This is a genomic window from Lamprobacter modestohalophilus, assembly GCF_016583905.1.
In the GTDB taxonomy this organism is placed as follows: Bacteria; Pseudomonadota; Gammaproteobacteria; order Chromatiales; family Chromatiaceae; genus Lamprobacter; species Lamprobacter modestohalophilus.
The window spans coordinates 43221-61916 of the sequence record NZ_NRRY01000025.1 but is presented as its reverse complement, the minus strand read 5'-3'; the positions used below and the strand labels follow the sequence as shown (position 1 = coordinate 61916).

Genomic DNA, 18696 nt, shown 5'->3' with positions numbered 1-18696 from the left:
CAGCCACATCAGGGCGGCACGGATCATACCAACCCAGGCTGTCGCCGCAACAGATCGATCCGATGCGGTTTCAGAAAATGCGCGCCCGTCGGCGTTAGATGCTGTTCGAAGGCGGCGCGGATGCGGGCCACGCGCTCGGCCTCGATCGGGTCCGGGCGATAGCTCACCTGCAGATAGCGCTCCGCAAACGCGTCCCAATCCGCAATCGTGCCCGGGATCTGCACGAATCGTTGCGCTTCGAGGACGAAGCGCCCCGAGGCCACTGCCCGCTCGAGCGCCGCGAAGGCCGCTTCGCGCTCGGCGCGCTCCTCATGCACCATCGCCATCAGCGCATTGAACTCACCCCAGTACACCGGCTCGATGAAGCAGGCGGGACAGCCGGGCTTGAGCACGCGATGAATCTCGGCGAGCGCGGTGTCGAGCTGCGCGACCGGCACATGGTGCAGCGACTTGAACATCAACACCGCGTCAAAGCTCGCATCGGGGGCGCCGATGGCCTCGGCACCACCGACCACGAACCGCACCTGTGGCAGATCGGTGATCGCGCAATTCTTCGCCAGCTGTGTGGCGTCGACCTCGGTCGCAACCACCTCCGCCGCACCTAGCTGCTCGACCAGCGCGCGCGTCGCCACCGCAGCGCCACAACCAAGCTCCAACACCCGCGCACCACGCAGATCGAGCAACTCGGCGAGCAGAGCAATATCGGTCGCCGTTTGATAAGCATCAGGGTCGTTCAAGCGCATCATGGATCTCAGCCGGTTTGCAGGACTGGAAACACTCCATTATCGCGCACTCGAGCCAGGCTCAAGGCGGACGGTTCTTTTCCACCTGGTCAATTTCTGACCAGTCTAGCGGTTTATGCCAGTCAAAGAGCCACTTGGCACGCCCCATCACAGGTTATCCACAACAGTCCTAACAGCGGCTGTGGAGAACGCCTGCTTGCGCCGCTGAACACAGGTCAGGTCAGACCAGACCAGGTCAGGTCAGGCCAGCGATGGCCCAGCGAGCATTGACCCCGCTGTTCGATTGCAGGCAGTCTCGGTAAAACATCCGATGACTCTGGAATCTCCGCCCAAGTTAGCCATAGATGGACGCGACCACCACCCCACCAACCGCCCTCGAGATCCTCAACCGCACTTTTGGCTACTCAAGCTTCCGCGGCGCCCAGGAGCAGATCATCAGCCATGTCGTCGGCGGCGGCGATGCGCTGGTATTGATGCCGACCGGCGGCGGTAAGTCGCTCTGCTATCAGATTCCGGCGCTGTTACGCGCCGGCACCGGCATCGTCGTCTCGCCGCTGATCGCCCTGATGCAAGATCAGGTCGACGCCATGCGTCAGCTGGGCCTGCGCGCGGCCTTCCTGAACTCTGCGCTGGACCTGGACCAGCAGCGCCAGGTCGAGCACGCCTTGCTCAGCGGCCAGCTCGATCTGCTCTATGTCGCCCCCGAGCGCCTGCTCACCGAACGCTTCCTCGCGCTGCTCGAGCGCGCCCAGATCGCCCTGTTTGCGATCGATGAGGCGCACTGCGTCTCGCAATGGGGCCATGACTTCCGGCCCGAGTACGTGCAGCTCAATCGTCTGCATGAGCGCTGGCCGAAGATCCCGCGCATCGCGCTGACCGCCACCGCCGATGGTCCCACCCGCAACGAGATCATCACCCGCCTTCAGCTCGAGCAGGCCGGCCACTTCGTCTCCAGCTTCGATCGACCGAACATCCGCTACCGCATCGTCGAGAAGCAGAGCCCGCGCCAGCAACTCCTGCGCTTCCTGCGCGAGGAGCATCCGCAAGATGCCGGCATCGTCTATTGCTTGTCGCGCAAGCGCGTCGAAGAGACCGCCGACTTTCTTGCCGCCCAAGGCTTCAACGCACTGCCCTATCACGCCGGGCTCGATGCCCGCATCCGCCAGGCCCATCAGGCCGAGTTCCTGCGTGGCGAGTCTGTGATCATCTGCGCCACCATCGCCTTTGGAATGGGCATCGACAAGCCCGATGTGCGCTTCGTCGCACATCTGGATTTGCCCAAGAGCATCGAGGCCTATTATCAGGAGACCGGACGCGCCGGCCGCGATGGGCTGCCGGCCGATGCCTGGCTGACCTACGGTCTCAGCGATGTCGTCAGCCTAAGACGCTTCATCGAGAATTCCGAGGCCGAGGAGCGCTTCAAGCTGGTCGACCTGCACAAGCTCAATGCCCTGCTCGGCCTCTGCGAGACCACCCGCTGCCGGCGTCAGGTGCTGCTCGATTATTTCGGCGAGACCGGCAGCCCGGCCTGCGGCAATTGCGACACCTGCCTGACCCCGGTCGCTTGCTACGACGAAAGCACCGTGATTGCCCAAAAGGCGCTGTCCTGCATCCATCGCACCGACGAGCGTTTCGGCGCCGCCTATCTCACCAATGTGCTGCTCGGCAAGGCCGACGAGCGCATGCGCCGCTTTGGCCATGACCGGGTCAGCACCTTCGGCATCGGCAAGGAGCTGAGCGCCGAGCAGTGGAAATCGGTCTATCGGCAGTTGGTGGCGGCCGGGCTAGCCCAAGTCGATATCGAGGGGCATGGCGGGCTGCGGCTGAACCGCGAGGCCTGCCGGCCGCTCTTCCGCGGCGAGCAGGCGGTCAAGCTGCGCCGCGATCCCGACCGCAAGCGCTCAAGCGCCGAGCGTCGCGCGCCGGCCGCAGCGCCGTCTGACCCCGAGGCCAATGCGCTCTGGGAGCGTCTGCGCAGCCGCCGTCGGGCGCTCGCCGAGGAGCAAGGCGTGCCGCCCTTCCACGTCTTCCCCGACAGCACCCTGCGCGAGCTGGTCGCTTACCGACCCCGCAACCCCGATGAGCTGGCGCGGATCAGCGGCGTCGGCGTCGTCAAGCTCGAGCGCTATGGCGAGGCCTTTCTTGCCGAACTCTTGGCGCACGAGTCCGAGCACGGCCGTCCCGAACATCTGCCACCGCTGCCACCAGAGAAGCTGCGCCCTGAGCGCGGGCGTGATGTCAGAGGGGGCGCTGGACGAGGCAATAGCGGCGCTGGAACCGCGCCCAGCACCTGGGCTGGAACTGCGGCCAGGACTGGAGTTGGGGCCGGAGCTGGCGCTGGCACCGCATCCGGCACAATCTCAACCTCCAGCGGCCGGATCTGGGAAAGCGGCCTCAGCAACACCGTTCGCGAGACCCTGGAACTCGCACGCGCCGGGGCCGATATCGACGAGATTGCCCAACAGCGCGCGCTCAAGCCCACCACCGTCTACAGCCATCTCGCACGCTGCATCGAGCTTGGCGAGCTGTCGTTACGCGAAGTCGTCTCGCTCTCCGAAGGAGAACTGAAGACCATTCGTTACGCGCTCGAGCAGATCCCTCCTGATTCGGCCATAGCACTGAAACCGGCCTTCGATGCCCTGAACGGTGAATACGACTACGGGGTGCTGCGCTGCGTGCGCGCGGGGATGGATCAAGTGTAAGTTGGCCCTCGGTCTCAAGACCCCAGGTCTGCAGGATCGCGTTGACGAGCAACCGAATGACTGCTCAACTCAGTGCTAAAAAGGTACCTCATCAGCCATGAACAGTATTCCAGCCCACGAGATCGAACGCAGTGGCATCTCCGCCATTGACGAGGCACTTCGCGACGGCCCGGTTCATATCATTAAAAACAACCACCCGAGCTATGTCGTGCTCAGCGAAGCGGCCTATGCCGAGCTTCTCGAAAGCGCCCAGGACGCGGCCAGCGCAGGCTTGCGAGCGTCCCTCAATGACTTGGAGGCTGGCCGAACGCGCCGCTACGAGAACGCCGATGACTTGATGAAGGCCCTCGATGCCGACGCATCATGAGCTTCGCGCTGGTCACGACCCAGCATTTCGAGCGTCGCGCGCGCAAGTTCCTGCGCAAACATCCCGATCTTCGCCAACCCCTGCGGGATACCTTAGACGACCTGAGCCGAGATCCCTTCCAACCCAAGCTGAAGCTCCATCCACTCTCCGGCAATCTCGGCGGAGTGCAGGCAGTCAGCCTGACCTATTCATATCGGCTAACGCTGCAGCTGAGAGTGACCGAGCAGGAGGTCATCCTGCTCGATATCGGCACTCACGACGAGGTCTATCGTTGAAAATGATCAAGGGTGAAGATCCCAGTTTCCCATCCTGCCAAGGAGTCCGCATTGGCCTCGATCGATGATCTGATCGCCCAAATCTCTGAGCCGCGCGTGCGCGAGCAGCTCAAGCGCGAGTGGGCGGAGGTGCGCAAGACGCGCCAGTTTGGACTGGTGTTCGACCGCCATCTGCCAGAGCTGGTGCCACTGCCGAAGGTGACACCCAGGCGCGGCGATCTGGTGGCGAAGAAAGGCCAGTCGCTCACCGAGCGCTGGCGGGTGCGCCGGGTCCGCGATGGGGTGGCCGAATGCCTGCGTCCGGAAGGCACAGCGGATGCCGGCGCGCGGTTCGACTGGCCGCTGGCGGAGCTGGTGGTGGTGCGTCAGTTCGGCGAGCCGATCTTTCCGTCGCTCACGCCCATGGCGCAGGTGCAGAACGGCCCGACTGATGCGCCCTGGCATTGTCTGATCGAGGCCCAAACCGGAGGTGATCGATTGGCGGTTGGAAGCCAGCATCGACTTCCGGCGCAGCACGAACGCACCGATCTACCAAAGGCACCTGTATTTGGAGGAAGACGGCCAGTTTCGTGCAGATCTTGGCACTTGGGAGCGCGAACTGCTCGAGCAAGAACTGGCCAAGCCGGATCGAGTAGCCTGGCTGCGCAACCTGGATCGCAAGTCCTGGTCGCTGGAGATCCCCTACCAAACCGGCGGCGATATTCGGCCGCTGTTTCCCGATCTGGTCATGGTGCGCCAGCAAAACACTGCCGATGGAGATGAGCCAAGCTATCTGTTCGATATCCTCGAACCGCACGACCCGAGCCGGTCTGACAATTTTGAGAAAGCCATCGGGTTGGCACGCTTTGCCGAGCACCATGGGCACCTGTTTGGGCGGATTCAGCTCTTACGCAAAGACAGCAACGGCCATTTCCAGCGCCTGGAGATGAACGACTCCAGCATCTGCAAACAGGTCTTGCTAGTGACCTCTAACCCGCAGTTGGATGCGTTGTTTGATGCGCATGGGCTAGTTTGTTGATTGATCCAACGACGACTAAAGGGCTCACCAAATATGGAAAAAGCGATGAGTAATCGATTTCCAAAAGGCTGGGATGAAGAGCGTGTCAATCAAGTGATCGCTCATTATGAGGGCCAGTCGGAGGACGAACAGTTCGCCGACATTGAAGCGGCCTTTGAGCAAGAAGATATGATCATGATGGCTGTACCCGCGAGTCTCGCTCCTGAAATACGGGCGCTGATCGCGCGGAGGCCCGATCGCTAGGCGGCGAGTCCAACCCCGTCGAATAGGCAACAGCCATGCAACATGCTTACAAGCAAACCCTGTACGAACAGCTCGAAACCCTGCCCGGGGGGCTCACCGGAGAGATCCTCAACGGCCAATTGCACACCCAGCCTCGGCCAGCCGGGCCTCACGCTAAAGCAGAGAGTGAGCTGACCTACGATCTGGTCGGCAGCTATGGGCGCGGCCGAGGCGGACCGGGTGGCTGGTGGATCATCGTCGAGCCCGAGATCCACTTCATCACCGATACGGAGGTCACGGTTCCGGATCTTGCGGGTTGGCGCAAAGAGCGCATGCCTCAAATCCCCGAGGGACATCGCTTCGAGGTCGTCCCGGACTGGATCTGCGAGATCCTATCCCCCTCGACCGAAAGCAAAGACCGTCACATCAAGATGCCCATCTACGCCCATTACGGGGTTGCCTACGCCTGGCTCGTTGATCCCAAACAACGAACCTTGGAGGCCTATGGACTGGATAGCGGCGAATGGCGGTTACTCGCAGAGGTAGCCGGTAACGATTGCATCGCGGTCGCCCCCTTCGATGCGCTGAAGCTCGAGCTGGTAGTGTTATAGATCTGGATGCCCTCCGAAACCATGGCGTGATGATCCAGTTACAGGGTTACAGGGATAGCGTCATCTACTCGTTACCAACATATCTGTAGCACTACCGAGCGCCCCTACCGCGATCTCGAACCGCAATCATCGCCATCGCCACCAGGCACAATAAGCCGAGTCCCATCATCGCACTGACCCAGATCAGCGAGCCATCGAAGCTGCCTGTCACCTCAGCCAGCTCGCCAGCGACCACCGGCGCGATGATCTGCGCGATGCCGTAACCCACCGTCAGCCGCGCCATGATCTGTGCCGGATGCGCGGGATAGCGCACACCGACCATGGTCAGCACCAGCGAGACGATGCCAATGAAGGTCAGCCCAAACAGCAGCGAGCTGGCTACCGCGGCGATCAAGGAGCCGCTGAGCACTGGCAGCAGGATACCGATGATCTGCAGCAGATAGGCGACCTGCAGCGTGCGCAGATAACCCCAGCGGCGCGCGATCCGGTCCCAGAGGATCGGCGCCGGGGCCGCGGCCAGCCCGACCAGTAGCCACATCAGCCCACCCTGCCCGCTCAGGGCTGGCTGCTGCTCGGTGATCAGCACGGTGAAGGTGGCATTGATCGCATAGCCGAAGCCGGCGCAGAGATAGGCCGCCTGCAGCAGCCACAACCAGAGCGGCCCAGGCTCGCCCTCGACCGCGCTCGCGCCAGCTTGGAGCTGCATGCCCTGATTCGGCCGCGGCAGCCAACGCCAGGCTGGGATCAACAGCAGCAGCCCGACGCCGGTGAGCAGCCACCATTGGCCGCACCAGTCGGTGTAAGGCGCGGCCAGCTCGACCAGCAGGCCACCGAGCACAATCCCCAGCCCGAGTCCGCTGAAATGGATGCCCAGCTCACTGCGGTGGCCATGGCGGATCAGCCAGTTCAGGATCAACCCAGAGCCGAGCATCAGCCCACCGGCGGTGCTGAGGCCGGCCAGAAAGCGGCTCAGGCCCCAGATCAGTGGCGCATTGGCCAGGAACATTGATAGCGGCATGCCGGCCAGCGGCATCATCGCCGTGGTCAGCACCGCCAACAGCAGGCTGATGCGATACAGACGGTCCTTGAGCATCAGATCCTTGAGCCGTGTCACCAGCAGCACGCCGGACAGATAGCCGAGATAATTCCAGCCCGCCAGCCAGCCAGCGAGCGCATCGCCCATGCCGGTCTGCGGCTGCATGTAGGCCAGCATCGGCGTGTAAGCAAAGCGCGCCACGCCCATGGTGAGGATCAAGGCGAAGATGCCCGAGACGAGCACGAACAAGGGACGGGGCGACATCATCGACCAGCTCCAAGGCTAACAGTGCCCGGATGAGGATACCGGGCGCTGGACTCCAGAGGCTCCCCTGAGCGTTTGCGACTATCCGCCGGAGGTGCCGCGCAGACGCGCCAGCTCCGCTTCGAGCGCCGCTCGTGCGACCGCCTCGCGCCGAGCCTCTGCCAAGGCCTCATCGCGCTCACGGCTGGCTTGATCGCGCTCGTGGCTGGCTTGATCGCGTTCGCGACTGGCTTGATCACGTTCGCGGCTGGCTTGATCGCGCTCGTGGCTGGCTTGATCACGTTCGCGACCGGCTTGATCGCGCTCGCGACTGGCCTCTTCGCGCTCGCGCTCAGCCAGGGCTCGCGCCTGCTCGGCTCGAGCTTGCGCCTCCTCGGCCCGCGTCCATTCCGGCAGCACGAAACCGCTGTAGACCGGGTCGCGACGAATCGCATCGAGATCAGGCCGGCGGATCAGGTCATTGACGCGGAACTGGAAGCCTGGCAATACCCGCGAGCGCACCAGGCGCTCGTCACCGCTGCCCTCGATCGGCAGTGGGCTGTAGACGCGGCTGCCCCGGGTGCGGCCGTAGAAGGCCAGATTGCCATGCTCGCGGTGCAGCACGTAATACTCGGGCACACCGCCGGCGGCGTACTCGGCCTTCTTGACCACCAGGTCGCGATGCACATAGGCCGGCTTTTCCGTCGACAGGGCCTCGACACAGAGGTCGAAGATGCCATGATAGGAGCTATCGGTCAGATCAAGGGCGACCGGGTTGCTGTCCAGCACCACGGCTAAGTCCGGCTTACGGATCACCGTGCCCGAGCTGAGCGACAGTCGGAAGCCCATCTCCAGCGCCACCAGCTTGCCGATCGGCTGCAGCCGTAGGTAGTGCCGCAACAGCTCCAGGAACCAGAGGTAGACCTGAAAGGTCTCGAAATCCGACACCGGCTTCTCCTCCAAGCGGCCATTGTTCCACTCGTAGCTGAGATCACCGGTGTTGTACCAGTCCTGCCAGTACTCGGCTTCGCTCACCAGCCGGCCGTCAGCGGAGGTCGTCTCGACGCCGGCGAGCGGCTCACCTGTCACTGGCCATTGAGTCATTCGCGCGACCCTCGAGTCGATCAGATGGCGTTCGATACTAGTCAATGCCGGTCAGTACCGCAACCGCGCATGCAGACCAGACCACAGCGATCGGCTGAGCGTGCCATAAGCCTAGGCCGACATTGAATAGGCCTGCCTTGATCATGACTTTGACTGTTGTATACTCCCGCCAAACGTACTAAACAGACGTTTGAATCTAAGCGATTCAGTTGTCGTGTCAGTGATCTTGGTCTCCCGCACTCGCCCCCCAACTCGCCCCCTAATCCGCCCACGGAATCGATTCATGATCCTGCGCTCGCTGCTCGTCTTCTTCCTCCTCGCGCTGCTGGCCGGCGGACTCGCCTTTCTGAAGTATCAGCAGATCCAGGAAGGCATGGCCATGTTCTCACAGCCGCAGCCGCCCGCCGTGGTCTCGGCGGCCAAGGTCCAGATGAGCAGCTGGCAGCCGCGACTAGAGGCGGTTGGCAATGTACAGGCCGTCCAGGGCGTGATGGTCAATAACGAGGTCGCCGGGCAGATCAAAGAGATCCTTTTCGAGTCCGGCGATCAGGTGACCGCAGGCCAGGAACTGGTGCGGCTCGACACCGAGGTCGACGAGGCCGACCTGAACGGGCTCCGAGCCGGCTTGAATCTGGCGCAGTTACAGCTGGATCGGAACCAGAAGCTACTGCGCGATCGCGCCGTCTCGCAGGGCGACTTCGACCAGATCAGCGCGCAAGTGACCCAAGCACTGGCCCAGGTCCAGGCCAAGCAGGCCCTGATCCGCAAGAAGACCATCCGCGCGCCCTTTACCGGCCAGCTGGGCATCCGGCGCGTCAATCTGGGACAGTTTCTCGAGGCCGGCTCGGCGATCGTCGAGCTGGAGGCCCTCGACCCGGTCTATGTCGACTACGCGCTGCCGGAGCGGCGACTGTCTGAGATCGCGGTTGGCCAACCGGTCGAGGTGCGGGTCAGCGCCTACCCGGATCAGGTCTTTGAGGGCAAGATCAGCGCCATCAGCCCGGCGGTGAACCAAGCGACACGTAACATCCAGGTGCGCGCCTTGTTGCAGAACCCGGATCAACGACTGCTGCCGGGCATGTTCGCCAAGATCTCCACCCTGCTACCAGTCAAGGATCAGGTGCTGACCCTGCCACGACAAGCGATCACCTTCAATACCTACGGAGATTCGGTGTTCCTGATCCAGCCCGGCGAGGGCGAGCAGGAGGGTCAGCTGGTGGTCCAGCGCCGGCAGGTCAAGACCGGCGCCGTGCGTGACCAAGAGGTCGAGGTGCTGGAGGGCCTAGAGGCCGGCGATCAGGTGGTCTCGTCCGGCCAGGTCAAGCTGCGCAATGGCTCGGCCGTCAGCATTGCCGATGACAGCGACGCTGTCGGACCGGACGCTCCCGCCGAGAGCAGGGTGCCGAGCAACGCTGAAGGCGCGCCCGACTCGGCCTCGATCGCACCGGTTGATGATCGACGCTCGCAGGCTGATCTGCGCGACCCGAATCAAGGCCTGCCGGCATGAGATTCACTGACCTCTTCATCCATCGACCGGTCCTCTCCAGTGTCGTGAGCCTGCTGATCTTGGTGCTTGGGCTGCGAGCGATGCTCGGCCTCGAGATCCGCCAGTATCCCGAGACCCAGAACACCGTCGTCACCGTCACCACCGCCTATCCCGGCGCCAGCAGCGAGCTGGTCAAGGGCTTCATCACCACGCCGCTGCAGCAGGCCATCGCCGAGGCCAATGGCATCGACTATTTGACCGCCACCAGCACCCAGGGCGTCTCGGTGATCGAGGCCAATATGCGCCTCAACTACGACCCCAACGCCGCCATCGCCGAGATCCAGGCCAAGGTTGCGAGCAAGCTCAATGTGTTGCCGGCGGCGGCGCAGAATCCGGTGATCGACTCGACCACCGGCGATTCCACCGCGCTGATGTATCTGGCCTTCTACAGCCGCGAGATGACCCTACCGCAGATCACGGATTACATGATCCGCGTGGTCCAACCGCAGCTGCAGGCACAAGAAGGCGTGGCCAAGGCCGAGCTGCTGGGCAACCAGACCTATGCGATGCGCGTCTGGCTGGACCCGGACCAGATGGCCGCGCTCGGCGTCAGCGGCGATGAGGTGGCGCGCGTACTCGGCGCCAACAACTATCTCGCCGGCATCGGCCAGATCCGCGGCGAAAATGTCCAGGAAGACCTGTCCATCACCACCGATGTCGGCAGCGTCGCGGCCTTCCGCCAGCTGGTGGTGCGTGAGGACGGCGGCACCCTAGTGCGGCTCGAGGACATCGCCCGGGTTGAGCTGGGCGCCGAAGATTACGACTCGCGCACCCTCTACAAGGGCATCCCGGCGATCTTCATCGGCGTCGAGCAGACCCCGGGCGCGAACCCGCTGCAGGTCGCCGAGCGCATCCACACGCTGTTGCCCGAGCTGCGCGCCCAGTTCCCGGAGGGACTGGAGGCACACATCCCCTACGACGCCAGCGAGTTCATCGAAGAATCGATCATTGAGGTCTTCAAGACCCTGGCCGAAGCGGTGCTGATCGTGCTGTTCGTGATCTTCCTGTCGCTCGGCTCGATCCGCGCCGCGATCGTGCCCTCGGTCGCGGTGCCGCTATCGATCGTCGGCGCCGCCTTCCTGATGCTACTGATGGGCTTCTCGATCAACCTGCTGACGCTGTTGGCGATGGTACTGGCGATCGGCATCGTCGTCGACGACGCCATCGTCGTGGTCGAGAACGTGCATCGCCATCTGGAGATGGGCAAGGACGGCATCACCGCCGCCGTCGATGCGGCGCGCGAGTTGGCGCTGCCGATCATCGCCATGACCACCACCCTGGTCGCGGTCTATGCGCCGATCGGCTTCATGGGCGGCCTGGTTGGTTCGCTGTTCGTCGAGTTCGCCTTCACCCTGGCCGGCGCGGTGCTGATCTCGGGGATCGTCGCGCTGACCCTGTCGCCGATGATCTCGGCGCGGGTGCTGCGCTCGAGCAAGGAGCAAGGCCGCTTCGAGCACGCGGTCGAGCAGTTCTTTCAGGGGCTGGCGCGAACCTATGGCAAGGCCCTGCACAGTTGGCTGCGCTATCCCGGCGTCACCGTGCTGGTCGCGGTGGTGGTGACCGCCAGCATCTATGCGATGTACACCATGACGCAGAAGGAGCTGGCGCCGACCGAGGATCAGAGCATCCTGTTCGTGCTCGCCAACGCCCCGCAGACCGCAACCATCGACTACGACATCCGCTATGTGCAGGAGATGCAGGCGGTGTTCGAGCAGTTCCCCGAGTACAAGGAGAGCTTCCTGCTCGCTGGCTTCGGCGGCAGCCCGACCACCAGCTTCGGCGGCTTCAAGATGCAGCAGCCATCCGAGCGCGAGCGCTCGCAGATGGAGATCCAGCCGCAGCTGCAGGGCGCGCTCGCCAGCGTGACCGGGTTCCAGGCGCTGGTGTTTCCGCGACCCAGCCTGCCCTCGCCCGGTCAAGGCATCCCGATCGAATTCGTCATGGTCTCGGATGCCGACTATGAGGAACTCGACCGCCTCAGCGGCGAGCTGATCGGCCGCGCCATGGGCTCTGGCCAGTTCATCTTCTTGGATAAAGACGTCAAGTACGAGCGTCCGCGCACGGTGATCGAGGTCGATCGCGACCTCGCTGGCGATCTCGGTATCGACATGGAGCAGCTCGGGCGCTCGCTCGCGGTGCTGCTGAACGAGGACTATGTGAACTGGTTCAGCCTCGAGGGGCGCAGCTACAAGGTGATCCCGCAGGTCGACCAGCGCGAGCGCAATGACATCACCGACATCGAGGACTTCTCCATCCGCACCGGCAGCGGCGACCTGGTGCCGCTGTCGACCCTGGTCAGCATCAGCGAGACGATCGAGCCCTCCAAGCGCACCCAGTTCCAGCAGCTGAACGCGGTGACCATCTCCGGCATGATGGTGCCCGGCATCGCGCTCGGCGACGCGCTCGGCTATCTAGAGCAGACCGCCGCTGAGCTGTTCCCGCGCAATGTGCGCTGGGATTACAAGGGCGAGTCGCGCCAGTTCAAGAGCGAGGGCGCGGCGCTGGAGACCACCTTCTTCCTCTCCATCCTGGTCATCTATCTGGTGCTGGCGGCCCAGTTCGAGAGCTGGCGTGATCCCTTCGTGATCCTGATGTCGGTGCCGCTGACCATCGCTGGTGCCCTCGCCTTCCTGTTCCTAGGCTTTGCCAGCATCAACATCTATACCCAGGTGGGGCTGATCACGCTGATCGGACTGATCGCCAAGAACGGCATCCTGATCGTCGAGTTCGCCAACCAGGTGCGTGAGGAGGAAGGCCTCGACAAGCGCGCCGCCGTGCTCAAGGCCTCGATGATCCGGCTGCGGCCGATCCTGATGACCACCGTGGCGATGCTGGTGGCGATGATCCCGCTGCTGCTGGCGACTGGGCCAGGCGCGGTGAGCCGGTTCGATATTGGCCTGGTGATCACCACTGGGCTCGGCATCGGTACGCTCTTCACACTGTTTGTGGTGCCGGCCATGTATGTGCTGATCGCGTCGAAGGAGCTGAAGCGGCAGGTGATTGATTCATCAACCGAAGCGGCCCCAACCGGATGAAGATCAAGAGCCGGCTCGCCTTCGCGACGGGGCTAGTGGCAGCCGCGGCGGCCGTGCTCATCGTCTTGACGCTTCTGGTCACGCAGGATCTGTCCGTCGTGGTCGACGACCATCGTAAAATCTGGGAGGCCAGCCAGTCGGTGGCGCGGCTGCAGGCGGTCGGTTACGACTATCTGATCAGCGGCGATGAACAGGCCTTGCGGCAGTGGCGCGCTCGCCAGGCTGAGCTGTTATCGTTGCTTGCGCTGCTCTGGCAATCCGCTGAGGCGGACTCGGCACTGGTCGAACGCCTGCTCGCCGATGCCGGGGAGATCGAGGCGCGGCTGAATGCCTTTGTCTCCGACAGTTCGGATTTGGCGCCACTCAGCCGCGAGCGTGCCGATCGGGTTCAGCTCCATTTTCGTGATCTGCAAACGGCCTTAGCTCAGCTCGGCCGGAATCTCAGCGAACTTGATCAAAGTAATGCCGAGCGCGTCTTAAGCCTGAAGCAGCGCTTGCTCATGGTGGCGCTGGTCGGGCTGTTGCTGACCGCGCTGGCCGTCGGCATTGCCACCCTGTGGCTGACGCGAACGGTGCTGCAACCCATAGCGCGTTTGACCGCAGCCATCGACGACATCGACATTTACGATCTCGAACAGCGCATTGGCCTAGATCGAGATGATGAGGTCGGGCACTTGGCACGGGCCTTCGACCGCTTGCTATCGCGACTGCGACGCACCAACGCCTCCCGCGACCACATGGAGGCCGAGGCCAGCCGCCGCGCTCACGCCGAGCGCGAACTGAAGCGCTCCAACGAAGAGCTGGAGCAATTCGCCTCGGTTGCCTCGCATGACCTGCAGGAACCGTTGCGGACCATCACCAGCTTCCTGCAACTCTTTATGCGCCGCTACGGTGATGGCTTGGATGAGACGGCAACCGAGTATCTCAATTTTGCCATCGGCGGCGCGCGCCGCATGAAGCTGCTGATCGACGATCTGCTGACCTTCTCGCGGGTGGGCACCCGCGCACAGGCATTCGAGTCGGTAGATTTGAACGAAGTGGTCGCGCAGGTGCAGGCGGATCTTGCCAACCGCTTGACCGAGACCGATGCGCAGATCGAGGTCGCGAACTTACCTAGGCTGCTCGCCGACCGCAGCCAGATGGCCCAGCTCTTTAGCAACCTCATCTTGAATGCGATCCGCTACCGCAGCGCGGCGGCGCCACTGATCCGGATCACAGCCAAGCGCATAGGGCCTGACGAACCGGTTGCTGATGCGACCGCCGCTGTCCTCGGCCCACAAACCCAGGGACCAGCCTGGGTGATTTCAGTCGCCGACAACGGCATCGGCATCGAGCCGCAGTATTTCGAGCGCATCTTCATCATCTTCCAGCGTCTCCATACTCGCTCCGAATATCCTGGCACCGGCATTGGTTTGGCGGTCTGCCAACGCATCGTCGAGCGCCACGGCGGGCATATTTGGGTGGAGTCGGAGCCCGGCCACGGGTCCGTCTTCTCCTTCGACTTACCTGTATACTAATCGGCTTGTACCTGCTGCGCGAGTTCAGGCGCCGTGTCGAGTCGGCCCCCTGCGATCGCTCATCGCATCTAATATCGATCGCGCAGCACTAGCGGGCATCGCTAACAGGCAGTACGCGCGCTCATCACACGCGCGCACGATGAGGCGCATGTTTCACGGTAACCTGATGCAACATCGACATGCTTAATGTGAATTTCATGCGATTCATTGACCGGGCTGGCTCCGCGCCATGAGCGTTAGGTCCGACGCGTGTCGCCACCCCAAAAGATGGAGCGATTGCTTCAGGGTCACAGGTGACGCATCGTGCCGGACCATCTGACTCCAAATTACGACCCCAGCACACCACTGCGGCTGCTCATCGTCGAAGACAGTCCAGCCGACCAGCGCCTGATCGAGGAGATGCTGATCGGCTCCTCCATTACCACCGAAGCCGTCGCATCCTTAGCGGAAGCCGAAGCGCGCTTGAGTCGCGGGAATCTTGAGCTGGTACTGCTCGATCTTGGTCTGCCGGACAGTCAAGGACTGGATGGTCTGATCCGACTGCTGGCAGAGGCGCCCGGCATTCCGATCGTCGTCATGACTGGCCTCCGCGACGACGAGCTCGGCTTCGAGGCGCTGCGAGTCGGCGCTGAGGACTTCTTGCAAAAGGACTGGATTGCCGACGCGGCGCTGATCAAACGCTCGCTGCGTTTTGCGCTGGAACGGCACCGCTTACGCCTGCGTGTGCAGATCGCCGAACGTGAACAGGAGGCCATGGCGCTCGAACGTATCGGCGGCGTCGCCAAGGTGCGCATCAGCGCCAGTGCCTTTGGCCTCAAGCCCCTGCGCGATAGCGATCCAACCCTGTTCACTGAAATCCGCGATACCTACGGGCAGATCTTGCGCGCCGCGGCCGAACGGCAGGTCTATCAGGTCCAACACCCGATTAGTGACCAGCTCCGCAAGCTCGCCGATCAGCTCGGTTTCGTCCGCGCCAGCCCACGCGACCTGATCGACATCCACAGTGCCGCGCTCGAAATCGAGACCCATTCCGTCGGCCCTGCGCATGAACGCCTGATCATCAACGAGGGTCGCATCACGATCCTTGAACTCATGGGCTACCTGGCCTCCTACTACCGGCGCTACTATGTCGGCAGCATGGGTATTCAGGCCAGGGGTGCCTGATGAGTCCGCTCATGAATCGAGAGCATGCACAATGAGCAATTACAAACTCCGTCTCTACATCACCGGCCACACCGCACAGGCGGAACGCGCCGTCGCCAATCTCAAGCGCATCTGCGCCGAGGAATTGCAGGGACGCTATGAGATGGAGGTGATTGACCTGGTCGAGGACCCGGAGGAAGGCGAACGCCAGCGCATCGTCGTTACGCCCACGCTCATTAAACAACTACCACCGCCATTGCGGCGCATTATTGGCGATCTCTCAGACAAACAACGGGTCGTGTCGGGTCTCGATGTCTTTCCTGCCTTCAGGGATGAAGTCGACACTTCAGGAGATGAAATAGACGCCTCAGGAGAGGCGGCAAAAAAAGCATCAGGAAAGGCATCAGAAGACGACTCATGAGCAAAGAAACCATGCTAACCATTGAAAAGCTACCGAGCGGCGTTCCTGGTCTCGATATCGTCACAGACGGCGGGCTACCCCAGGGTCGCACCACACTGATCAGTGGCACAGCAGGCAGCGGCAAGACGATTCTCGCCGCTCAGTTCTTAGTCGAAGGCGTGCAAAAGTTCGGCGAGTCCGGCGTCTTTATCACCTTTGAGGAAAGCGCGGCTGATATCCGCCACAACGTGGCCTCGCTCGGATGGGATATCGAGGCGTTCGAGGCCGCTGGAAAATGGACCTTCGTTGACGCGGCGCCGCAGCCCGGCGAGCCGGTAGTGGAAACCGGTGACTATGACCTAGGCGCACTCATCGTGCGCATTGAGCTGGCTGTGCAACGGGTGGGCGCCACACGCGTCGCCTTGGATTCACTCGGCGCCATCTTCAACCAGTTTCAGAACGCCAGCATCATTCGCAACGAACTGTTTCGTCTCGCCGTCGCGCTCAAGCAGATGGGCGTCACCGCGATCATGACGGCCGAACGCGATGACGAATATGGCCGTATCGCCCGCCATGGGGTCGAGGAATTCGTCGCCGATAACGTCATCGTGCTGCGCAATGTGCTCGAAACCGAGAAACGCCGGCGCACCGTCGAGGTGCTCAAGTTCCGTGGCACCACGCATCAGAAGGGTGAATACCCCTTCACCGTGATGCCCGATGAAGGCATCGTCGTCATCCCGCTATCGGCGATCAAACTCAAACAGCGCTCATCGAATGTGCGCATCAGCTCTGGCAATACCGAGCTCGACGCGATGTGCGGTGGTGGCTTCTTCCGCGACTCGATCATCTTGCTATCCGGCGCGACCGGCTGCGGCAAGACCCTAATGACCACTGAGTTCATCGCCGGCGGCGTCAGCCGCGGCGAACGCTGTCTGTTGCTCGCCTTTGAAGAAAGTCGGCATCAATTGATGCGCAATGCCAGTGGCTGGGGTCGGGATTTTGAGGCCTACGAACAGGCCGGGCTCCTCGAGATCATCGCGACCTATCCGGAAACCTGTGGCCTGGAAGATCATCTGATCGCCATCAAGCATGCCATCGAACGGTTCGATCCCAACCGGGTCGCAGTCGATAGCCTGTCAGCGCTCGAGCGTATGGCCAGCGTCAAGGGCTTTCGAGAATTCGTCATCGGACTGACCTCATTCATCAAAGACCGCGAGATCGCCGGACTCTTCACGGTGACCACCGACACCTTACTCGGCGGCGAATCGGTGACCGATGGGCATATCTCCACCATCACCGACTCCATCATCCTGCTGCGCTATGTCGAGATGCTGGGAGAGATGAAACGAGGGCTCACGGTGCTGAAGATGCGCGGCTCGCCGCACAATAAAGACATCCGCGAGTTCAGCATCGATGGCACTGGCATGCATATTGGCCGCGCCTTCCGCAGCATTTCAGGCATCCTCGCCGGACATCCGCAGCACGTCCCACCGCGCGAGCTGGAGCGCATGGAGGCATTGTTTCAAGATACGCCGGGAACATAGGCGATTGCTGTCGAAGCTGATACCAGCCTTGCTGGTCTTTTCGCTGGTCTTCTTCGTCGCGCCGCCCGGTCACAAGCTCATCCATGCCCTCGACGACACTTCTCGAAGGCAAACGAACATCCTGCGCAATTCGGTACGAGCTTTTCCGCCAATCGCCTTAGCAAGCGTGCGCCCGGCTTGTGCGCAGCTAGGCCGCGAATTTGTTCAGTGGCCTTGGGTCAAGTCTGCGGCGGCCGTGGAAACAGCACCGGTGTGCGCGCCTTGTAGTCGCGATAGCTCGGATCATCGCCCCAGCGCTCATCGGCACGCGACTCCAGCATTGGGATACCGCTGATGAAAACGATCAGCACGTAGACGAAAAGCGGCGATATCAACGTGACATATTGCCAGCCCGAGAGCGCGGGCAGCGCAATCAATGCGATGCCAAACCAGAGCGTGATCTCACCGAAATAGTTCGGATGCCGAGACCAGGCCCAGAGACCAGAGTGAATGAAGTGCCCCTTGTTGGCAGGGTCTTTGCGAAAGTTCTGCTTCTGGGCATCGGCAATCGCCTCGATCGCAAAGCCGATCATCCACACCAGGATGCCGATCACACCGATGACCCCCAACGGCGGTGTTGTCGACGCCGTCATTGCGGCCAGTGCCGCTGCCAGCGTCAAGAAGACCCAAAGACCCTGCAGGGTCCAAGCCATCAAAAAGCTGACGAAACATGGCTTGATCTCGTCAAAGCGACTGTCGCTGCCAGCCTTCCGCACGCGCCGATAGAGAAAGCTGCCGAGGCGTGCAGCCCAAATCGTCACCAACCCAACGATGACCAGCGATCTCAGGTCGAAACGCCCCACCAAGAGTAGCGTGCCGATCACCATGCTGAGATAGGTCAGGCTACCGGTCAGGTCATACCAGTGCTCGGTCTGCTGCCGATAGGATGGCACGAACACCGCCCATTGGATAGCAAAGGCGACCACAGCGGCCAGAGTGAATAACGGAACGCCAGCGATGCTGACGCCGCCTTGGCTACCCGCCCAAGCAACAGCGGCGGCCACCAGAAGCGCGACCAAGATCGCAATGACTGCTTCGACTTCTTGCTTCTTCATGGCTTTTATGTGCTCCGCCATCTCTCGATACGCTTATTGATCGGTGTCTCAACAATCCCGCGCGCAGCGACAGCGTGTAACGCGGGATCAAGTCAC

General features: G+C 62.4%; 17 protein-coding genes. 12 read left to right on the top strand and 5 right to left on the bottom strand.

Going from position 1 to position 18696, the window contains the following annotated elements; all coding sequences use genetic code 11:
• Positions 1 to 23 precede the first annotated feature (23 nt).
• Complete coding sequence (locus CKO42_RS15065) at positions 24 to 743, bottom strand: class I SAM-dependent methyltransferase (RefSeq protein WP_200245695.1); 720 nt, start codon at positions 741 to 743, stop codon at positions 24 to 26.
• 344 nt (positions 744 to 1087) lie between these two features.
• On the opposite strand from CKO42_RS15065, the gene recQ reads away from it, so the two are divergent.
• The 3 genes from recQ (at position 1088) to CKO42_RS15050 (ending at position 4087) form a co-directional block, all read left to right on the top strand.
• Positions 1088 to 3445 (top strand): DNA helicase RecQ, encoded by a 2358-nt coding sequence (gene recQ, locus CKO42_RS15060; RefSeq protein WP_200245693.1) that lies wholly within the window; start codon positions 1088 to 1090, stop codon positions 3443 to 3445.
• Between the two features lie 97 nt (positions 3446 to 3542).
• Entirely contained in the window at positions 3543 to 3812 is a 270-nt protein-coding gene (locus CKO42_RS15055) for a prevent-host-death protein (RefSeq protein WP_200245691.1), read from the top strand.
• A complete protein-coding gene (locus tag CKO42_RS15050) occupies positions 3809 to 4087 on the top strand; it encodes a type II toxin-antitoxin system RelE/ParE family toxin (RefSeq protein WP_200245689.1) in 279 nt (92 codons plus the stop codon). Before CKO42_RS15055 ends, CKO42_RS15050 begins: the two co-directional genes overlap by 4 nt.
• A gap of 6 nt (positions 4088 to 4093) precedes the next feature.
• Here CKO42_RS15050 and CKO42_RS15045 read toward each other — a convergent pair whose 3' ends face one another.
• Positions 4094 to 4585 (bottom strand): hypothetical protein, encoded by a 492-nt coding sequence (locus CKO42_RS15045; RefSeq protein WP_200245687.1) that lies wholly within the window; start codon positions 4583 to 4585, stop codon positions 4094 to 4096.
• Here CKO42_RS15045 and CKO42_RS15040 point away from each other — a divergent pair.
• Genes CKO42_RS15040 through CKO42_RS15030 form a run of 3 tightly spaced genes read left to right on the top strand, consistent with a single transcriptional unit; the run spans position 4572 to position 5938 of the window.
• Complete coding sequence (locus CKO42_RS15040; RefSeq protein ID WP_200245685.1) at positions 4572 to 5105, top strand: hypothetical protein; 534 nt, start codon at positions 4572 to 4574, stop codon at positions 5103 to 5105. The two genes, CKO42_RS15045 and CKO42_RS15040, sit on opposite strands and share 14 nt — an antisense overlap.
• 45 nt (positions 5106 to 5150) lie before the next feature.
• Positions 5151 to 5348: a hypothetical protein gene (locus CKO42_RS15035; protein WP_200245683.1), complete on the top strand. Its 198-nt coding sequence runs from the start codon at positions 5151 to 5153 to the stop codon at positions 5346 to 5348.
• A gap of 35 nt (positions 5349 to 5383) precedes the next feature.
• Positions 5384 to 5938 (top strand): Uma2 family endonuclease, encoded by a 555-nt coding sequence (locus tag CKO42_RS15030; protein WP_200245674.1) that lies wholly within the window; start codon positions 5384 to 5386, stop codon positions 5936 to 5938.
• A 91-nt stretch (positions 5939 to 6029) separates the two neighbouring features.
• On the opposite strand, the gene CKO42_RS15025 is transcribed toward CKO42_RS15030, so the two are convergent.
• The gene (locus CKO42_RS15025; protein ID WP_200245672.1) at positions 6030 to 7241 is read right to left on the bottom strand and encodes a YbfB/YjiJ family MFS transporter; all 1212 of its coding nucleotides are present in this window, start codon (positions 7239 to 7241) and stop codon (positions 6030 to 6032) included.
• 78 nt (positions 7242 to 7319) lie between these two features.
• The gene (locus CKO42_RS15020) at positions 7320 to 8321 is read right to left on the bottom strand and encodes a Uma2 family endonuclease (protein WP_200245671.1); all 1002 of its coding nucleotides are present in this window, start codon (positions 8319 to 8321) and stop codon (positions 7320 to 7322) included.
• Positions 8322 to 8604: 283 nt separating this feature from the next.
• Here CKO42_RS15020 and CKO42_RS15015 point away from each other — a divergent pair, with 283 nt between their 5' ends.
• From CKO42_RS15015 to kaiC, 6 genes are all read left to right on the top strand, one after another.
• Positions 8605 to 9828: an efflux RND transporter periplasmic adaptor subunit gene (locus CKO42_RS15015; protein ID WP_200245669.1), complete on the top strand. Its 1224-nt coding sequence runs from the start codon at positions 8605 to 8607 to the stop codon at positions 9826 to 9828.
• The gene (locus CKO42_RS15010; protein ID WP_200245667.1) at positions 9825 to 12902 is read left to right on the top strand and encodes an efflux RND transporter permease subunit; all 3078 of its coding nucleotides are present in this window, start codon (positions 9825 to 9827) and stop codon (positions 12900 to 12902) included. Before CKO42_RS15015 ends, CKO42_RS15010 begins: the two co-directional genes overlap by 4 nt.
• On the top strand, positions 12899 to 14419 hold the full coding sequence (locus CKO42_RS15005; RefSeq protein ID WP_200245660.1) for a sensor histidine kinase: 1521 nt from the start codon (positions 12899 to 12901) through the stop codon (positions 14417 to 14419). The genes CKO42_RS15010 and CKO42_RS15005 overlap by 4 nt, the downstream gene beginning before the upstream one ends.
• A 303-nt stretch (positions 14420 to 14722) precedes the next feature.
• Positions 14723 to 15583 carry a response regulator gene (locus CKO42_RS15000; RefSeq protein ID WP_200245658.1) on the top strand — a complete coding sequence of 287 codons (861 nt, stop codon included), beginning with the start codon at positions 14723 to 14725 and terminating at the stop codon, positions 15581 to 15583.
• A gap of 31 nt (positions 15584 to 15614) precedes the next feature.
• Positions 15615 to 15983, top strand: a complete 369-nt coding sequence (locus CKO42_RS14995; protein WP_200245656.1) for a circadian clock KaiB family protein — start codon at positions 15615 to 15617, stop codon at positions 15981 to 15983.
• Between the two features lie 11 nt (positions 15984 to 15994).
• Positions 15995 to 17506: a circadian clock protein KaiC gene (gene kaiC, locus CKO42_RS14990; protein WP_420844317.1), complete on the top strand. Its 1512-nt coding sequence runs from the start codon at positions 15995 to 15997 to the stop codon at positions 17504 to 17506.
• Positions 17507 to 17724: 218 nt separating this feature from the next.
• Here the strand turns inward: kaiC and CKO42_RS14985 are convergent, their stop codons facing one another.
• Positions 17725 to 18600, bottom strand: a complete 876-nt coding sequence (locus CKO42_RS14985) for a DUF1295 domain-containing protein (RefSeq protein ID WP_200245652.1) — start codon at positions 18598 to 18600, stop codon at positions 17725 to 17727.
• Positions 18601 to 18696 lie beyond the last annotated feature (96 nt).

What these genes read in the sequence shown, in the direction of transcription:
- CKO42_RS15020 (WP_200245671.1), bottom strand. Translation starts at nt 8,321, where the DNA reads ATGACTCAATGGCCAGTGACAGGTGAGCCGCTCGCCGGCGTCGAGACG.
- CKO42_RS15030 (WP_200245674.1), top strand. Translation starts at nt 5,384, where the DNA reads ATGCAACATGCTTACAAGCAAACCCTGTACGAACAGCTCGAAACCCTG.
- CKO42_RS14995 (WP_200245656.1), top strand. Translation starts at nt 15,615, where the DNA reads ATGAGCAATTACAAACTCCGTCTCTACATCACCGGCCACACCGCACAG.
- recQ (WP_200245693.1), top strand. Translation starts at nt 1,088, where the DNA reads ATGGACGCGACCACCACCCCACCAACCGCCCTCGAGATCCTCAACCGC.
- CKO42_RS14985 (WP_200245652.1), bottom strand. Translation starts at nt 18,600, where the DNA reads ATGAAGAAGCAAGAAGTCGAAGCAGTCATTGCGATCTTGGTCGCGCTT.
- CKO42_RS15035 (WP_200245683.1), top strand. Translation starts at nt 5,151, where the DNA reads ATGAGTAATCGATTTCCAAAAGGCTGGGATGAAGAGCGTGTCAATCAA.
- CKO42_RS15065 (WP_200245695.1), bottom strand. Translation starts at nt 743, where the DNA reads ATGCGCTTGAACGACCCTGATGCTTATCAAACGGCGACCGATATTGCT.
- CKO42_RS15010 (WP_200245667.1), top strand. Translation starts at nt 9,825, where the DNA reads ATGAGATTCACTGACCTCTTCATCCATCGACCGGTCCTCTCCAGTGTC.
- kaiC (WP_420844317.1), top strand. Translation starts at nt 15,995, where the DNA reads ATGCTAACCATTGAAAAGCTACCGAGCGGCGTTCCTGGTCTCGATATC.
- CKO42_RS15005 (WP_200245660.1), top strand. Translation starts at nt 12,899, where the DNA reads ATGAAGATCAAGAGCCGGCTCGCCTTCGCGACGGGGCTAGTGGCAGCC.
- CKO42_RS15025 (WP_200245672.1), bottom strand. Translation starts at nt 7,241, where the DNA reads ATGATGTCGCCCCGTCCCTTGTTCGTGCTCGTCTCGGGCATCTTCGCC.
- CKO42_RS15055 (WP_200245691.1), top strand. Translation starts at nt 3,543, where the DNA reads ATGAACAGTATTCCAGCCCACGAGATCGAACGCAGTGGCATCTCCGCC.
- CKO42_RS15015 (WP_200245669.1), top strand. Translation starts at nt 8,605, where the DNA reads ATGATCCTGCGCTCGCTGCTCGTCTTCTTCCTCCTCGCGCTGCTGGCC.
- CKO42_RS15050 (WP_200245689.1), top strand. Translation starts at nt 3,809, where the DNA reads ATGAGCTTCGCGCTGGTCACGACCCAGCATTTCGAGCGTCGCGCGCGC.
- CKO42_RS15045 (WP_200245687.1), bottom strand. Translation starts at nt 4,585, where the DNA reads ATGCTGGCTTCCAACCGCCAATCGATCACCTCCGGTTTGGGCCTCGAT.